The sequence below is a fragment of the Ensifer sp. KUDG1 genome (assembly GCF_050434285.1).
Lineage (GTDB): Bacteria > Pseudomonadota > Alphaproteobacteria > Rhizobiales > Rhizobiaceae > Ensifer.
Genome location: NZ_JBNDIG010000001.1, coordinates 997191 through 1010653 on the forward strand (window position 1 = coordinate 997191; position 13463 = coordinate 1010653).

At 63.7% G+C, this 13463-nt stretch carries 18 protein-coding genes; 6 read left to right on the forward strand and 12 right to left on the reverse strand.

Annotated features, from left to right (window positions below; translation table 11 throughout):
* Window position 1: 1 nt before the first annotated feature.
* The 3 genes from M2267_RS04870 to M2267_RS04880 form a co-directional block, all read right to left on the reverse strand.
* Window positions 2-685 carry a YoaK family protein gene (locus M2267_RS04870; protein WP_429112855.1) on the reverse strand — a complete coding sequence of 228 codons (684 nt, stop codon included), beginning with the start codon at window positions 683-685 and terminating at the stop codon, window positions 2-4.
* A 96-nt stretch (window positions 686-781) separates the two neighbouring features.
* Window positions 782-1822, reverse strand: a complete 1041-nt coding sequence (locus M2267_RS04875) for a zinc-dependent alcohol dehydrogenase family protein (RefSeq protein WP_429112856.1) — start codon at window positions 1820-1822, stop codon at window positions 782-784.
* The gene (locus M2267_RS04880) at window positions 1819-2352 is read right to left on the reverse strand and encodes an N-acetyltransferase family protein (RefSeq protein WP_429112859.1); all 534 of its coding nucleotides are present in this window, start codon (window positions 2350-2352) and stop codon (window positions 1819-1821) included. Before M2267_RS04880 ends, M2267_RS04875 begins: the two co-directional genes overlap by 4 nt.
* Window positions 2353-2503: 151 nt before the next feature.
* Here M2267_RS04880 and M2267_RS04885 point away from each other — a divergent pair, with 151 nt between their 5' ends.
* Complete coding sequence (locus M2267_RS04885; protein ID WP_402323114.1) at window positions 2504-3385, forward strand: branched-chain amino acid aminotransferase; 882 nt, start codon at window positions 2504-2506, stop codon at window positions 3383-3385.
* 75 nt (window positions 3386-3460) lie between these two features.
* On the opposite strand, the gene M2267_RS04890 is transcribed toward M2267_RS04885, so the two are convergent.
* The 4 genes from M2267_RS04890 to M2267_RS04905 form a co-directional block, all read right to left on the reverse strand.
* Entirely contained in the window at window positions 3461-3976 is a 516-nt protein-coding gene (locus tag M2267_RS04890; protein ID WP_429112861.1) for a hypothetical protein, read from the reverse strand.
* 184 nt (window positions 3977-4160) lie between these two features.
* Window positions 4161-4742, reverse strand: coding sequence for a TetR/AcrR family transcriptional regulator (locus tag M2267_RS04895; protein WP_429112863.1), 582 nt, complete (start codon window positions 4740-4742; stop codon window positions 4161-4163).
* Window positions 4743-4888: 146 nt separating this feature from the next.
* Window positions 4889-5230, reverse strand: a complete 342-nt coding sequence (locus M2267_RS04900; protein ID WP_192447501.1) for a hypothetical protein — start codon at window positions 5228-5230, stop codon at window positions 4889-4891.
* Between the two features lie 215 nt (window positions 5231-5445).
* Window positions 5446-5784 carry a hypothetical protein gene (locus M2267_RS04905; RefSeq protein WP_429112865.1) on the reverse strand — a complete coding sequence of 113 codons (339 nt, stop codon included), beginning with the start codon at window positions 5782-5784 and terminating at the stop codon, window positions 5446-5448.
* 218 nt (window positions 5785-6002) lie between these two features.
* Here M2267_RS04905 and M2267_RS04910 point away from each other — a divergent pair, with 218 nt between their 5' ends.
* Window positions 6003-6605: a superoxide dismutase gene (locus M2267_RS04910; protein WP_043610924.1), complete on the forward strand. Its 603-nt coding sequence runs from the start codon at window positions 6003-6005 to the stop codon at window positions 6603-6605.
* A gap of 84 nt (window positions 6606-6689) precedes the next feature.
* Here M2267_RS04910 and M2267_RS04915 read toward each other — a convergent pair whose 3' ends face one another.
* On the reverse strand, window positions 6690-7385 hold the full coding sequence (locus tag M2267_RS04915; protein ID WP_043610923.1) for a helix-turn-helix transcriptional regulator: 696 nt from the start codon (window positions 7383-7385) through the stop codon (window positions 6690-6692).
* A 131-nt stretch (window positions 7386-7516) separates the two neighbouring features.
* On the opposite strand from M2267_RS04915, the gene M2267_RS04920 reads away from it, so the two are divergent.
* From M2267_RS04920 to M2267_RS04935, 4 genes are all read left to right on the forward strand, one after another.
* Window positions 7517-8152 (forward strand): LysE family translocator, encoded by a 636-nt coding sequence (locus M2267_RS04920; protein ID WP_043610921.1) that lies wholly within the window; start codon window positions 7517-7519, stop codon window positions 8150-8152.
* Window positions 8153-8381: 229 nt separating this feature from the next.
* Window positions 8382-8828 (forward strand): c-type cytochrome, encoded by a 447-nt coding sequence (locus M2267_RS04925; RefSeq protein WP_043610920.1) that lies wholly within the window; start codon window positions 8382-8384, stop codon window positions 8826-8828.
* Between the two features lie 105 nt (window positions 8829-8933).
* Entirely contained in the window at window positions 8934-9848 is a 915-nt protein-coding gene (locus M2267_RS04930; RefSeq protein ID WP_429112871.1) for a c-type cytochrome, read from the forward strand.
* A 59-nt stretch (window positions 9849-9907) separates the two neighbouring features.
* Window positions 9908-10582 carry a nitroreductase family protein gene (locus tag M2267_RS04935; RefSeq protein ID WP_043610916.1) on the forward strand — a complete coding sequence of 225 codons (675 nt, stop codon included), beginning with the start codon at window positions 9908-9910 and terminating at the stop codon, window positions 10580-10582.
* Between the two features lie 53 nt (window positions 10583-10635).
* Here the strand turns inward: M2267_RS04935 and M2267_RS04940 are convergent, their stop codons facing one another.
* The 4 genes from M2267_RS04940 to M2267_RS04955 all read right to left on the reverse strand — a co-directional run bounded on the left by M2267_RS04940 (window position 10636) and on the right by M2267_RS04955 (window position 13365).
* Window positions 10636-11223, reverse strand: a complete 588-nt coding sequence (locus tag M2267_RS04940) for a DJ-1/PfpI family protein (protein WP_429112873.1) — start codon at window positions 11221-11223, stop codon at window positions 10636-10638.
* A gap of 10 nt (window positions 11224-11233) precedes the next feature.
* Window positions 11234-11737: a GNAT family N-acetyltransferase gene (locus M2267_RS04945; RefSeq protein ID WP_043610912.1), complete on the reverse strand. Its 504-nt coding sequence runs from the start codon at window positions 11735-11737 to the stop codon at window positions 11234-11236.
* Window positions 11738-11951: 214 nt separating this feature from the next.
* On the reverse strand, window positions 11952-12365 hold the full coding sequence (locus M2267_RS04950; RefSeq protein WP_043610910.1) for a MerR family transcriptional regulator: 414 nt from the start codon (window positions 12363-12365) through the stop codon (window positions 11952-11954).
* A gap of 124 nt (window positions 12366-12489) precedes the next feature.
* Window positions 12490-13365, reverse strand: coding sequence for an alpha/beta fold hydrolase (locus M2267_RS04955; RefSeq protein ID WP_429112877.1), 876 nt, complete (start codon window positions 13363-13365; stop codon window positions 12490-12492).
* Window positions 13366-13463 lie beyond the last annotated feature (98 nt).

The following is a 13463-nucleotide window of genomic DNA, read 5'->3' on the forward strand; positions in this document are numbered from 1 at the left end:
ATCAACCCGGATGGGTGTAGCGCTTCGACCAGCGCGACGGCACCAGAATGGTGGCCAGCGTGAGCCCGGTGCTGAGCGCGAAGGAGGCCCAGAGCGACGCCGGGCCGAAGTGTCGCTGCAGCACGGCGCCGGCGACGGCGCCTGAGAACATGCCGAGCCAGGGCACGATCTGCATGAGCCATTGGCGGTTGGTGTTGCCGAGCAGCCAGCGTCCGATGCCGCGCCCGAAACGGGAAAGGGCGCCGGTCACGTAGGTAAGCCCGATCGGCAGACCCTCGATGTGTTCGACGGCGGCGTTGACCAGGCCCATGGCAAGCACGATGCCGTAGAAATAGAAGGGGCGTGGCATCGAGATCCCGAAGCCGGCGCAGAGCATCAGCACCAGACTGACCATCGAGAGGACGCCGACGACGCCTAGGCGTGCGGCTGCGATCACGCCGAGCGCGTTGCCGAGGATGAACGCCCCGAGCGCGCCGACCAGCAGCAGGGCGCCGATGAAATCGCCGTCGCCGAGCGCGATCGCCGCCCGGGTCGTGTTGCCGCTCATGAACGAAACGAAGTCGCCGATGCTCAAGAGCCCGATCGCGTCGGTCATGCCGGCGAGAAACGAGATCGTCGCGGCGACGGCCAGCGCCGTGCCGGTGCGCTGCCGCTTGATCAGTCTTCGACGTCTCGCAATGGTCATCTGCCTTGCCCCCGATTGGGCGCAAGGCTAGCGCATGCGGACGGTGAGTCGGAATGGGCGCGTGTCATATTGCCTGCCGACGTTTCCGGCGTGCTATCAGAAACGCGTGATGACGCTGATGCCGAGATCGGTGGCGCGGTCCATGGCGACGAGGGCGGGGATCGCCTCCTCGAGAGAGATTTCCCGGCCGATCAGTTGCTGCGGCTTCAGCCTGCCATCGGCGATCATCGCCAGCATGGCGTCGTAGCGCCAGGCCTGCATGCCGTGGCTGCCGTAGATTTCGAGCTCGTGGCCGATCACCTGCGCCATCGGGATCTGCGGCGTCGCCTGGTCCCCGAGCATCAGCCCGACCTGGACGTGGCGGCCGCGCCGGCGCAAGTTCTTGATCGAGTTGAAGCAGGTTACCGGATTTCCGAGCGCGTCGATCGAGACATGGGCGCCGCCGCCAGTGATATCCTTCACTGCCGCTGCCACGTCCTCAACCTCGCGACCATTGATGACTGCGACCGCGCCGAGTTTCCTGGCGAAGGCGAGCTTGTCTTCGGCAATGTCGATCGCGATCGGCTGGGCGCCGAGGGCGGCCGCGATCATGATCGCCGAGAGGCCGACGCCGCCGCAGCCATGCACCGCCACCCACTCGCCGCCCTTGACCTTGGCCTGGTCGGCGACGGCGCGGAAGGAGGTGGCGAAGCGGCAGCCGAGGCTCGCAGCCGTGGCGAAATCCATGCTTTCAGGCAGGTGCACGAGGTTCTGGTCGGCAAAGTCGAGCGCCACATATTCGGCAAACGAGCCCCAATGGGTGAAGCCCGGCTGGAACTGCGCCTCGCAGACCTGCTGGTTGCCGGAACGGCATTCGCCGCAGCGGCCGCAGCCGGAAACGAAGGGCACGGTGACCCGGTCGCCGACCTTGTAGCGCATGACGCCGCGGCCGGCAGCGGTCACCACGCCCGCCAGTTCGTGGCCGGGCACATGCGGCAGGCGGATATCGGCATCATGGCCCATCCAGCCGTGCCAGTCCGACCGGCAAAGCCCTGTTGCCTCGACCTTGATGACCACGCCGTTCTCCGTCGGTGTCGGATCCGGAAGGGTGCGGATTTCCGGCATCTTCTCGAAGGCGTCGTAATACATGGCTTTCATCGGGGCGCTCCTTGCAATGGCTGAATGGGTGCGGCGCGGCCGTCGATGTGGCGCGCCATCAGAAATTCGTCGACCTCCCGGTCGCCGTCGCGCATGCCGCCGGGAACGTGCCCGATCTTGTAGAAACCTGCGCGTTCATAAAAGCGGATCGCCGCCGGATTGTCGGCACGCACCACGAGTTCGAGCAGCCGGATGCCGGCCGAGCGTGCGTGGTCGGTCAATTGCTGGAGAAGCTGCTGGGCCACGCCGGACCCGCGTGCCGCGCTGCGGACATAGACCATGATGATCGTGCCCCGGTGCGCCAGCCGGCTCGCGCGCTCGCGCATCAGCCCCATGATGCCGACCGGTTCATCGCCGTCGAAGGCCACGAATACGGCGTTGGCGGTCAGCCGCGTCCGCCATTCTTCCGTTGAAAGCCGCTCCCAGTCGGCCGCCGTCGAGGCGAAGGCATCGGGGTCGCGGTTGAGCGCTTCCAGCCTGATGCGGCGGAAGATATCCACGTCGTCTGCGTCGAGATGCTTGATGCGCACGGCTTTCCCTTTCTTTGCCGAGGAGACTAAGCGAGAGGCCGTCGCGGTACCAGAACGGCCGCCATGACATTTTTTGATAGACCCATTCACCCCGATGCTGTTTTTTCGGGGTATGCGGAAAGACTAGAATAAAAACCTCAAGGAGACGCAGATGGCCGTCGATACATCCCCCCGCTCAGTGACCTGGACCTATGTCGATGGTGAATGGCTCTCGGGCAATCCGCCGCTGATCGGCCCGACCTCGCACGCGATGTGGCTGGGCTCGACGGTGTTCGACGGCGCCCGCGTCTTCGACGGTGTCGCCCCCGACCTCGACCTGCATTGCCAGCGCGTCAACCGCTCGGCGACCGCGCTTGGCCTGAAGCCGACGATGGCGGCGGAAGAGATCGAGGCGCTGACCTGGGAAGGCGCCAAGAAATTCGACGGCAAGACAGCACTTTACGTGAAGCCGATGTACTGGGCCGAGCATGGCGCAGCCGGCGTCGTCGCCATCGATCCGGAATCGACCCGTTTTGCGCTTTGCCTGTTCGAGGCGCCGATGGGCAACGGCCATGGCGGCTCGTCGCTGACGCTGTCGCCCTTCCGTCGGCCGACGCTGGAATCGATGCCGACCGACGCCAAGGCAGGTTGCCTCTATCCGAACAATGCGCGCATCCTGACCGAGGCCCGTTCGCGCGGCTTCGACAATGCGCTGGTGCGCGACATGCTCGGCAACATTGCCGAGACCGGCTCTTCCAACGTCTTCCTGGTCAAGGACGGCGTCGTCTTTACGCCGGCTGCCAACCGCACCTTCCTTGCCGGCATCACCCGCTTCCGCGTCATGACGCTGCTGCGCGAAGCCGGCTTCGAAGTGGTCGAGGCAACGCTGACGATGGCCGACTTCGAAGCGGCCGACGAGATCTTCACGTCCGGCAACTACTCCAAGGTTCTGCCGGTGACACGTCTTGAAAGCCGCGACCTGCAGGCAGGCCCGGTCGCCGCCAAGGCGCGCGATCTCTACATGGACTGGGCGCACGCGGCCCGCGACATCTGACGCAGCCGGGGCCTTCATCAGCGTGCGGCCGGGGCCGCTACGCCGGTGAAGGCGGCCAACCGTTCTTATCGGACATCAATGCGTGCGCGGAGCGCGCGCCGTGGCTGCGGCGCGCCTGTGGATCAGGTAGGCCTGCACGGAAAGACCGGACAGGAAAATCACCAGCCAGACAAGCAGTGTTGTTTGTACGATCGGCGATTCCGGCCCGCTGGCAAGCGGGTGCGAGGCGGGCAGGCGCTTCAGCGTTTCGGCGATTGCCGGCACGATCAGCAGGAAGTAGCTGAACGAGAGACCCAGCGTCGTGAGGTACGGCTTCAGGCGTCCGACGAAGGCGAGCCTGTCGACCGCCAGGCTTCCGGCGACCACTGCCAGCGTGACGAGTCCCAGCGCATGCCCCGCGTTGAACCCCCCGGTGCTTGAAAGCCCGGCAGAGGTCAGAACCGCAAGAATGAGCGTGGCGAGATAGATCTTGCCGGATCGGGTGGAAGGGACAATCGCGCCGTAGCGTCCAAAGCCGTAGAGGCCGGCAGCGACAGGGGCGAGACTGATTGCGGTATGGAAGATGCCGAGCGTAGAAAGTGGATTTGCCATGAACTTGCTCCTTCAGGTCTCGACCGACTAGTTGGTCGGCGCGGTTGTCAAAAGAATACGCAATGGTCCCTTTGCCATCGCGTCCGTTACGTCAATTTCTAGTGCCGGCGGCTTGAACCTGCCGTTCCCACGGGAACACCGTGCTGCCAATGCCCATTTTGTCGTCACGGCTTTTGATCCCCCGTCACGGCCCGACCACCAGACGATCCAGTGCCGGTCGGGCGATTGCGGAAAACACCGCCGGATCGGAGCCAGCAACGCGTGCGGCGAGCATTGCGCCGTGAACGGTGGCCATGAGGGTCTCGGCCTCGGCCTTCGGCCCATGCGCTGCCTTCAGGTGGCCGCTGGTCACGCCGTCTTCGATCGCCGCACCGAGCCATCCGGAAAGATCGGCAAAATGGCCGCGCACCTGCGCGACGACACTATCGGGAAGGGCGGGGATCTCCGAGGCGAGAAGGGCGCCGATGCAGAAGGGCGTATTCTGCTTGGCGATGCAGTCTTCCCAGTAGCCGACATAGGCTTCGAGCCGGGCGACCGGATCGCTGACGGCGGCAAACAGTCCCTCGACGCTGCGGCGATTGTTCTTGCGATAACGGGCAAGCACAGCGGTTGCGAGGTCGGCCTTGGTCGGGAAGTGATGATGGATGGTCGCCTTGCCGACGCCCAGTTCGGAGGAGATGTCGGCATAGCTGAACGCATTGTAGCCCCTCGACACCATGAGGCGCTCGGCTGCGTCCAGGATTCTCTCGTGGGTATCGCTTACCATGACCAAGATCTATCAACGGTGCTGTTGAAGCTCAAGCGACAAGCCATGTCCGCAAGGCGGCTGTATCGCTCGTCGGGTCAGGCAGCCACGTCCAGCCGGGCTGCTTGACCGGCTGGGCGTCGATGATTGCCGATGCGGCCGCTGGCCTATCGGCCCTGCAGGATCTTGATGAGGTTCACCGTTGGCCCTTGGTTGCTCGTGAGTTGCCGGACGTCGGCATATTTGAGCCGGCCGGACGCCATGGCATTAACGATGCGCTTGCACACGACGGCCTGAACCTTGGCCGGTGGAACGCTGATCAGCAAGGCGCCGTATTCGCGGTCGGCTTTCGACCACTTCTTGCTGACGCAATCCTTGTGCAGCGCCTTTTGCATGGCCGGGCTGCCCTGGACTGCGGTCTGCAGGCGGGCATATTCGTCCTGTGATGGTGCGCAGGCGGCAAGGGTCGTGAGGGCAACAACAAGTGAGGCGATGCGTAGGGACTTCATGACAATCTCCGGTTGGTGTTGCCCCGGTAATTGCATGTGTATCGATTCGCAACTCATTGTGGCCGACGGTGGCAGGTTGTGACGGGCTGGAGATCGCACCACGGACCGTCGCCGCTGCGACCGGCTTACGACGTGGAGTGCCCGCGCCTCTTGACCCAGTCAGGCACAACCGGCCGGGCCGCGATAGCTGTCGCCTGCGACCCTCGCTCATTGATCTACCGTGCCTTCGTCGGAACGGCGATGTTGACCGTATCGGGTGCCAGTTCGCCGCCGAGCTCCACCGTCTTCTTCTGCTTGTCGAAGACGCAGATCTGGGTCACGGCGGTGTCGGACCCCTTGGGCGTGCCGATCACCAGCGCCAGGCCGAAGCTTTCCGAGCCGAAGGGGTCGACGACCGCGCTTGCCTTTTCCAGCGACGCGGCCGCCGCCAGGCACTTTTCCGAGACCTCTGCCCGGAAACTTTCCCATGCATCGCCGGAGGAGGCGGCGGCCGTAGACGCAATGAACGTTGTGGCGGCGGCGAGGGCGAAGGCGGGGATGAGACGCTGCGGCATGGACTGTCCTTTGTGCGTGGTTGCAACGGTCGCGAAGCTGCACGCGAACCGTGGCATGAATGTGCTCGAAAGTGTCATGCTTTCAAAATGATGTTGAAAGTATATTCCGTGGGTTGAGGAAAAATTGGCATTGCATCGGTTGCCTCCATGAGGGTCGGTGCCTATGTTCCCGCTCACGGATTTCCCGACGAAATTCCATGCCAAGAGGAGATGCCCACATGGCTTTCGAATTGCCGAACCTTCCCTATGACTACGATGCGCTGGCGCCCTACATGTCGCGCGAGACGCTCGAGTACCACCACGACAAGCATCACCTGGCTTACGTGACCAACGGCAACAAGCTTGCCGAAGAGGCCGGCCTCGCCGACCTGTCGCTCGAGGAGATCGTCAAGAAGTCCTACGGCACCAACCAGCCGCTGTTCAACAATGCCGGCCAGCACTACAACCACGTCCACTTCTGGAAGTGGATGAAGAAGGGCGGCGGCGGCACCAGCCTGCCGGCCAAGCTCGAAGCGGCCATCAAGTCCGACCTCGGCGGCTACGACAAGTTCCGCGCCGACTTCATCGCCGCCGGCACCGGCCAGTTCGGCTCGGGCTGGGCTTGGCTCTCGGTCAAGAACGGCAAGCTCGAAATCTCCAAGACCCCGAACGGCGAAAACCCGCTCGTTCACGGCGCCTCGCCGATCCTCGGCGTCGACGTCTGGGAACACTCCTACTACATCGACTACCGCAACGCCCGTCCGAAGTATCTCGAAGCCTTCGTCGACAGCCTGATCAACTGGGACTACGTGCTCGAAATGTACGAAGCGGCTTCCAAGTAAGCTGCCCGTCTTCGATGCATGACGTTTGGACCCGGCGCTTGCGCCGGGTCTTTTCGTTTGTGCTGGATGCGGGTGGGGCCAGGCTCAGGCAGCCGCGGGCGGTGTCTTCCAGCCACTGACCCAGAGGTCCCTGAGACGGTCTCCTTCGCCGGGAAAATAGGCGTCCGCCGTCTGACAATGCTCGACGCGGTCGGCGCGAAAGTTGCGGATCGCCTGGCGCAATTCGCACCAGCCGACGATGTTGGCGGTTTCCGAATAGTAGATCAGCGCGACCGGCCGGATCGTGCGTTCCGTGGCGCGGCCCATTTCGTCGCGATAGTCGAGCTCGAGCTTCTGCTCGTCGCGGATCGCCCGACGCACCAGGGCGAGATCGATGCCGGCGGGCGAGGGGGCGATCGTTCCCCAGGCATGCAGCGCCTGCGAGCGGAACGCCAATCTGAGCGGTTCGGGCACGGCGGCGGTGATCTTCTGATTGACGCGACCGGCGGCCGCCTTCAGCTCCTCGTCGCCGGTTCGCGCCAGCAACGCCAGCGCCAGGGCGATCGCTTCCGTTTCCTCGATCGAAAACATCAGCGGCGGCAGGTCGAAGCCGGGCCGAAGGATGTAGCCGATGCCGCGGCCGCCCTCGATCGGCACGCGCATCGCCTGGAGTGCGGCGATGTCGCGGTAGATCGAGCGGACCGCCACCTCCAGCGTCTCGGCCATCTGCGCGCCCGTAACGGGCTTTCGCGCAAGCCGGAGGATCTGGATGATCTCGAAAAGCCGTGCCGCCTTGCGCATCGAAAACCGCTCCCGTCGTCAACGCTCCTGACACTACCTTGTCAGTTGCCAGAATTTATACCATCAGCCAACGAATTGAAAAAACAGCAATTCGTCTTGAGAAATCAAAACCAGGACGACGGACAACTGACATGACCTACGCGGAAAATCTCTGGCTCTTTTTCACCCTTCTCTTCGGCATCATCATCGTGCCGGGCATGGACATGGTTTTCGTCCTGGCCAACTCGCTGACGGGCGGCCGGGCCTCCGGCCTGTCGGCGACCGCCGGCATCATGGCGGGCGGCGTGCTGCATACGCTTTATGCAGCACTCGGCGTCAGCGTCATCCTGCATCTGGTGCCCGGCCTCTTCAACGTGCTGCTCGTCGCCGGTGCCGTCTACATCGCCTGGATCGGCTTTTCCCTGGTCAAAAGCTCGATCACCATCGGTGGCATCGAAGGCTCAGGCAAGCTCTCGCGCTGGGCAAGCTTCCGACAGGGCGCGCTGACGAGCCTGATGAACCCCAAGGCCTATCTCTTCATGCTGGCGGTCTATCCGCAGTTCCTCAAGCCGCAGTTCGGGCCGATCTGGTCGCAGGCCCTCGTCATGGCGGCGATGATCGCTGCGACGCAGCTCGCCGTCTATGGCGGTCTTGCCCTTGCTGCAGGCCGCGGTCGGGACTTTCTGGTCGGCAGCCCCGAGACGACCGTGTGGATCGGTCGAGCCGCCGGGGCCGTGCTCGTTCTGGTCGCCGCCTTCACCGTATGGCAGGGTTGGTCGGCGCGGTGATGCCGCCCCGGTTTCTGCAAGTATAAACATGAATATTAAAGTCATGTTATTGGCGCGCTCGTGGAGATCCCGGAATTGCGCCGATCGACGGAAATTCCTTTGTCCTAACAAGAGCATCAAATAAATGTTACTTCCGTCGAATACTCAAAATGACATCATGCCGGCGCATTGGGCATGAAGGCCAGGCAGGCAGATTCGCCGAATAAATTTCATTGACCGGGAGATCCTGATGAAAATACGCGCACTCATGTTGGCTGCCGCTCTCGCGGGCCTGGGTGTTACTGCCGTGACCGCAGCCGACGAGCCGCAGGTGGTTCGCCAGCAGGCGATGAAGAAGGTGGGTGCCGCGACCGGCGCCCTTGCCGGCATCGCCAAGGGCGAAAAGCCCTATGACGCCGAGGTCGTCAAAGCGTCGCTGACGACGATCAGCGAAACGATGAAGACCTTCCCGGACCATTTCCCGGCCGGCTCGGAAACGGGCCATGAGACTGAGGCAAGCCCGAAGATCTGGGAAAACATGGACGACTTCAAGGCCAAGGCCGCCAAGCTCGGCACGGATGCTGGAGCGGTGCTGGCACAGCTTCCGGCCGACCAGGCAGCCGTTGGCGCGGCCCTCGGCGGCATCGGCAAGGACTGCGGCAGCTGTCATGAGAGCTACCGCCTGAAGAAGAATTGATAGGCGACAACGTCCTATCCGGCTGAATGAGGAGGCACGCGACGTCCCGCCGCGTGCCTCCATTCGTATTGAGCACGCTGTTTTCGGCAGGGCATGAGGGGAACTATGGGTCGTCGGGCGAGAAAGCTGGTTTCGGGTCTTGTTGTGCTGGGCGTCGTCGGCGGTGCCGCCTTCTGGTGGCTGACGAAGCCGGCACCTTGGAGTGCCTCCCATTGGGAGGGCCTGGGCGAGCCGGATCTTGCCAATGGCGAACAGGTCTTCTGGGCCGGCGGCTGCGTCAGCTGCCATGCCAGTAAGGGTGCTGAAGGCGACGCGCGTCTGGTGCTTTCCGGTGGCGCACCGCTGAAGAGCCCGTTCGGCACCTTCCACGCGCCGAACATCTCGTCGGACGAAACCGCCGGCATCGGCGCATGGACGCTGGCGGAGTTCGGCAACGCGATGACCCGCGGGGTGGGGCGCAACGGCGAGCATCTCTATCCGTCGTTTCCCTATGGTTCCTATGCGCGCATGACGGCCAAGGACGTCAACGACCTCTGGGGCTTCATGAAGACGCTGCCGAAGAGCACGGAGGTGGCGCCGCCGCACGAACTGCCGTTCCCCTACAACATGCGGATCGCTTTGGGTGGCTGGAAATTGCTGTTCCTGACCGACAAGCCACGCGCCGCGGTGGACGCCAGCGATCCGAAGCTCGGCCGCGGGCAATATCTTGTCGAGGGGCCCGGCCATTGCGGTGAATGCCACACGCCGAGGAATGCGCTCGGTGGCTTCGAGCCGGACCAGTGGCTCGCCGGCGCGCCGAACCCGGAAGGCGAGGGCCGTATCCCCGATATCACGCCCGGCTCCAAGAGCATCGGCAGCTGGAGCGCCTCGGATATCGCCTCCTATCTGGAGACGGGCTTCACGCCGGAGTTCGATTCCGTCGGTGGCTCCATGGTGGAAGTGCAGAAGAACATGGCGAAACTGACGCCGGCCGATCGCGAGGCGATCGCCGCCTACCTGAAGGCGGTACCGTCGCTGTAAGGCCTTGATCTGAGAGGCAAGGCGCGCTCAACTCCGCTTCGCAACGAGGAGGAGACTGAATGCGCCCACACGAAACCGCGCCCTACGACCAGTGGATCGAACGCAGCCCCGAGGAGATGGTGGCGCGCGCCGCGGACTTCTACGAGGAGGTCAACCGCCGCCGGACCACGCGCTATTTCAGCGACCGCCCGGTGCCGCGCGAGGTCATCGAAACCTGTCTGAAGGCGGCCGGTACGGCACCGAGCGGCGCCAACCATCAACCCTGGCATTTCACCGTCATCGAGAGCGCGCGGATCAAGGCCGAGGTGCGCCACGCGGCGGAAGAGGAGGAGCGCATCTTCTATCGGGACAAGGCTCCGCAGGAGTGGCTCGATGCGCTGGCGCCGCTCGGCACCGACGAAGACAAACCCTTCCTTGAGACCGCTCCCTACCTGATCGTCGTCTTCTCGCAGAAGCGCGGCGGCCCCAATCCGGGCGACCTGAAGAAGAACTACTACATCAACGAAAGCGTCGGCATCGCCACCGGCATCCTGATCACGGCGCTGCATCACGCGGGCGTTGCGACACTCACCCATACGCCGGCGCCGATGAACTTCCTCAACGAGATCTGCGGCCGGCCGGACAGTGAAAAACCGTTCCTGATCCTGGTGGTGGGCTATCCCGCCCCGGATGCGACCGTACCGGTCGCCGGCAAGGTGAAGAAGCCGCTCGATCAGATCTCCAACTGGCTCTAGGCCTGTTTTCAAACAGAGGGGAGGCCGCTTTCCGCCCCGAAACGGAAAGCGGCTTACCCGATGCTGCCGCTGTCGTCGGGCCGATGCTCCCGCCCGTAAAGTGCGAGAAAGCCGTCGAGCTCGGGTGAGCCGAGGCCAAGGCCATGCAGGATCTCGCCGGTAAAGCTGATCGGCGCCGTGCCGGCGGCGGTGACGACATGGCCGCTACGCATCGCCTGCGGCTGATCGCGATAGTGCGAAGCACCATGATAGCCGGTCAGCGCCGCAAGGCTTTCGGCGCTGTTGCCGGTGTGCTCGATGCGGTCGAGAAGGCTGCATGTCGCAAGAGCATGGACGCCGCCGCAAATGGCTGCGACCACACGCTTGTTGCGATCGAAGGCGCGGATCGTCGAGGAGAGATCGGGCGCCTCGTTCGTGTCCCAGATGGCGCCGCCGCAGATCACCAGCCCGTCGAAGCCGGCCGGATCGAGGGCATCGACCGAGAGATGCGCCGAAACGTCGAGGCCACCCATGGAGGTGACGCGCGCGCCGTCGACGGTGGCAACCTCGATATCGACGCCGAGATGGGTGCGTGCCGCCGCCATCAACAGCGCACATTCCCAATCGGCGAAACCCTCGCACAGGACGATTGCAAGACGCATCGGCAGCTCCTCAGCCAAGCTTCTGCATATAGCGCATGCCGGTCACCGGGCGAGGGACGAAGCGTTCGGATTCGTAGAAATGGTGTGCCTGGAAGTTACCCGTGGCGGCGCTGACCGAAAGGAAGTCGCAGCCGGCCATCTTCGCCTGCTCGCGCGCCTTGGCGACCAGGTGGCGGCCGATGCCGGTGCCGCGGTTTTCCGGGCGAACGAAGAGGTGATGCAACTCCATGCCGCGCGCGCCTTCGGCTGCCCGGTAGATCGGTACCAGGATCGCGTAGCCGATCAGCCGGTTGCCGGCCTCGGCGACGAGCGCCGTGATCCAGGGCATGCGACCGAAGAGATCGCGCTCAAGCTGTTCCGGCGTGATCGGGGCGGCGTCGCCGTGATGGGCGGAAAGCTCCGCGATCATGTCGCGCAGCTCCGGCAGGTCGCGCTGCTTGGCTGAGCGGATCGTCACCATCGGCGGGCGTGTCGCCGGGGTCGCATGAAGGGTAGGGATGGCGGTCTGTAGCATGTCTCGGCTCCTCGGGTTTTCTCGCCATCAGGAGCCGGAAAAACAAAAGCCGCCTGATGGCGGCCTTGTTGAATATGATCAGCAGGCCGCTCCTATCGGAACAGCCAAAAATACACGCGGCAAATGGGTGCGTTCTTGATCATGGGCGCTAGATTGTTTGTTTTCGCACTTTTGTCAACGGGGATTTTTCAAGGCGGCTAATTAAGCTGCCGCCTCAGTGCTCGCTCTCGCACATGGAGTGGTCGGCGAGCGCCCGGATCACGTAGCAATCACCGACGGTGTGGTTGCCGTCGCAGGCGACGATGCGTTCCAGTTCCTGCTCCAGCTTCTTCAGCCGCGCGATCTTCTCGCGGACCGTCGTGAGGTGCTCGCTGGCGATGCGGTCGGCCTCGCCACAAGGGCGCTCCGGATGCTGGCTGAGGGCGAGCAGATCCTTGATCGAATCGATCGACAGGCCGAGGTCGCGCGCATGGCGGATGAAGGCCAGCCGCTCAAGCTCGCTTTTCTCGTAGCGCCGCTGGTTGCCTTCGGAACGCTCCGGTGCCGCGATCAGCCCCATCTGCTCGTAATAGCGGATCGTCGGGATTTTGACGCCGGTGCGCCGGGAGAGATCGCCGATGGAATACATGTTCGCCTCAAACCTATAGCTTCTGGAGCATTAGATAGTTGAGCCTAATTCTGTGTCAATGGCAAGGAGGAGGAGGGGCCGGTCCCGGCCCCTCCGAATGCTGGACACTGCGAGCCGGCGTGGTCTAGCCGCGGTGGTTTTTGAGGAACGAGAGCAGGGCTTCGTCGAAGAGATCGCTTTCTTCCAGCTGCGGCGTATGCCCGCTCTCCTCGAAGAGCCGCACCGTCAGGTCTCTGAAGTCCGCCCGATATTCATCCCAGCTGAAGGCAGGAGCGACGAGATAGTCCGAGCGGCCGAGCGCAAGCAGCACCGGCGCCGCCAGCCTGTTCAGACCCTTGCGGATATCGATGTCGCGAAAGACCTCGCCCCAGAGATGGTCGAACACCGCATTGTTGATGGTCACATCGCGCCAAAGCGGTGCTGCGTCGAAATCCGGTTGATGCCAGCTTTTCGCGCCGAGCCGGATCAGCAGGGCTTTGAAGCGCGCCTCAGGCCGTGCGGCGATGTCGTCGCCAAGCTTGGCCATCTCCTTTTCGAAGATCGCCTTGCGCGCAGGCGACACGGTTTCTTCCCAGATCCGATCGGAGAGCGCCATGTGGCGGGCCGAATGGCTCGGGCCGGTGCCGACCATGATCACGTGGCTGACCTTCTCCGGATGCCGCTTGGCATATTCGAGCGCCATGTAGCCATGGCCGGAATGGCCGAGAATGGGGAAGCGTTCTAGACCCAGATGCGCGCGCATCCGCTCAATGTCATCGAGCACCGTCTCGAAACCGATATCGACAGCGGCATAGTCGGTCCGCGCCTGCGCGAAGCCGCGATGGTCGATGAAGACCAGCTGCAACCTCTCTCGAAGCGCCTGGGAGAAGGTGCGCGGATAGTAGGTGGCGCTGCCGACGACGAGCAGCGGCATGCCGCTGCCTTCGATCCGATAGCTGAGGTCGAAGGGGCCGGCGCGAAGGCTGCCGGCTTCGGAAACAAATCCGTCTTTGGTGGTCATGAGGATGATCCTAGCGATGGCCGGTGAACGGTCATATCCATGTCAGGCGTTCAGGCGGCCGGAAAAAGCCATGCCAAAAACCGCCGAAAGGCGGCCTT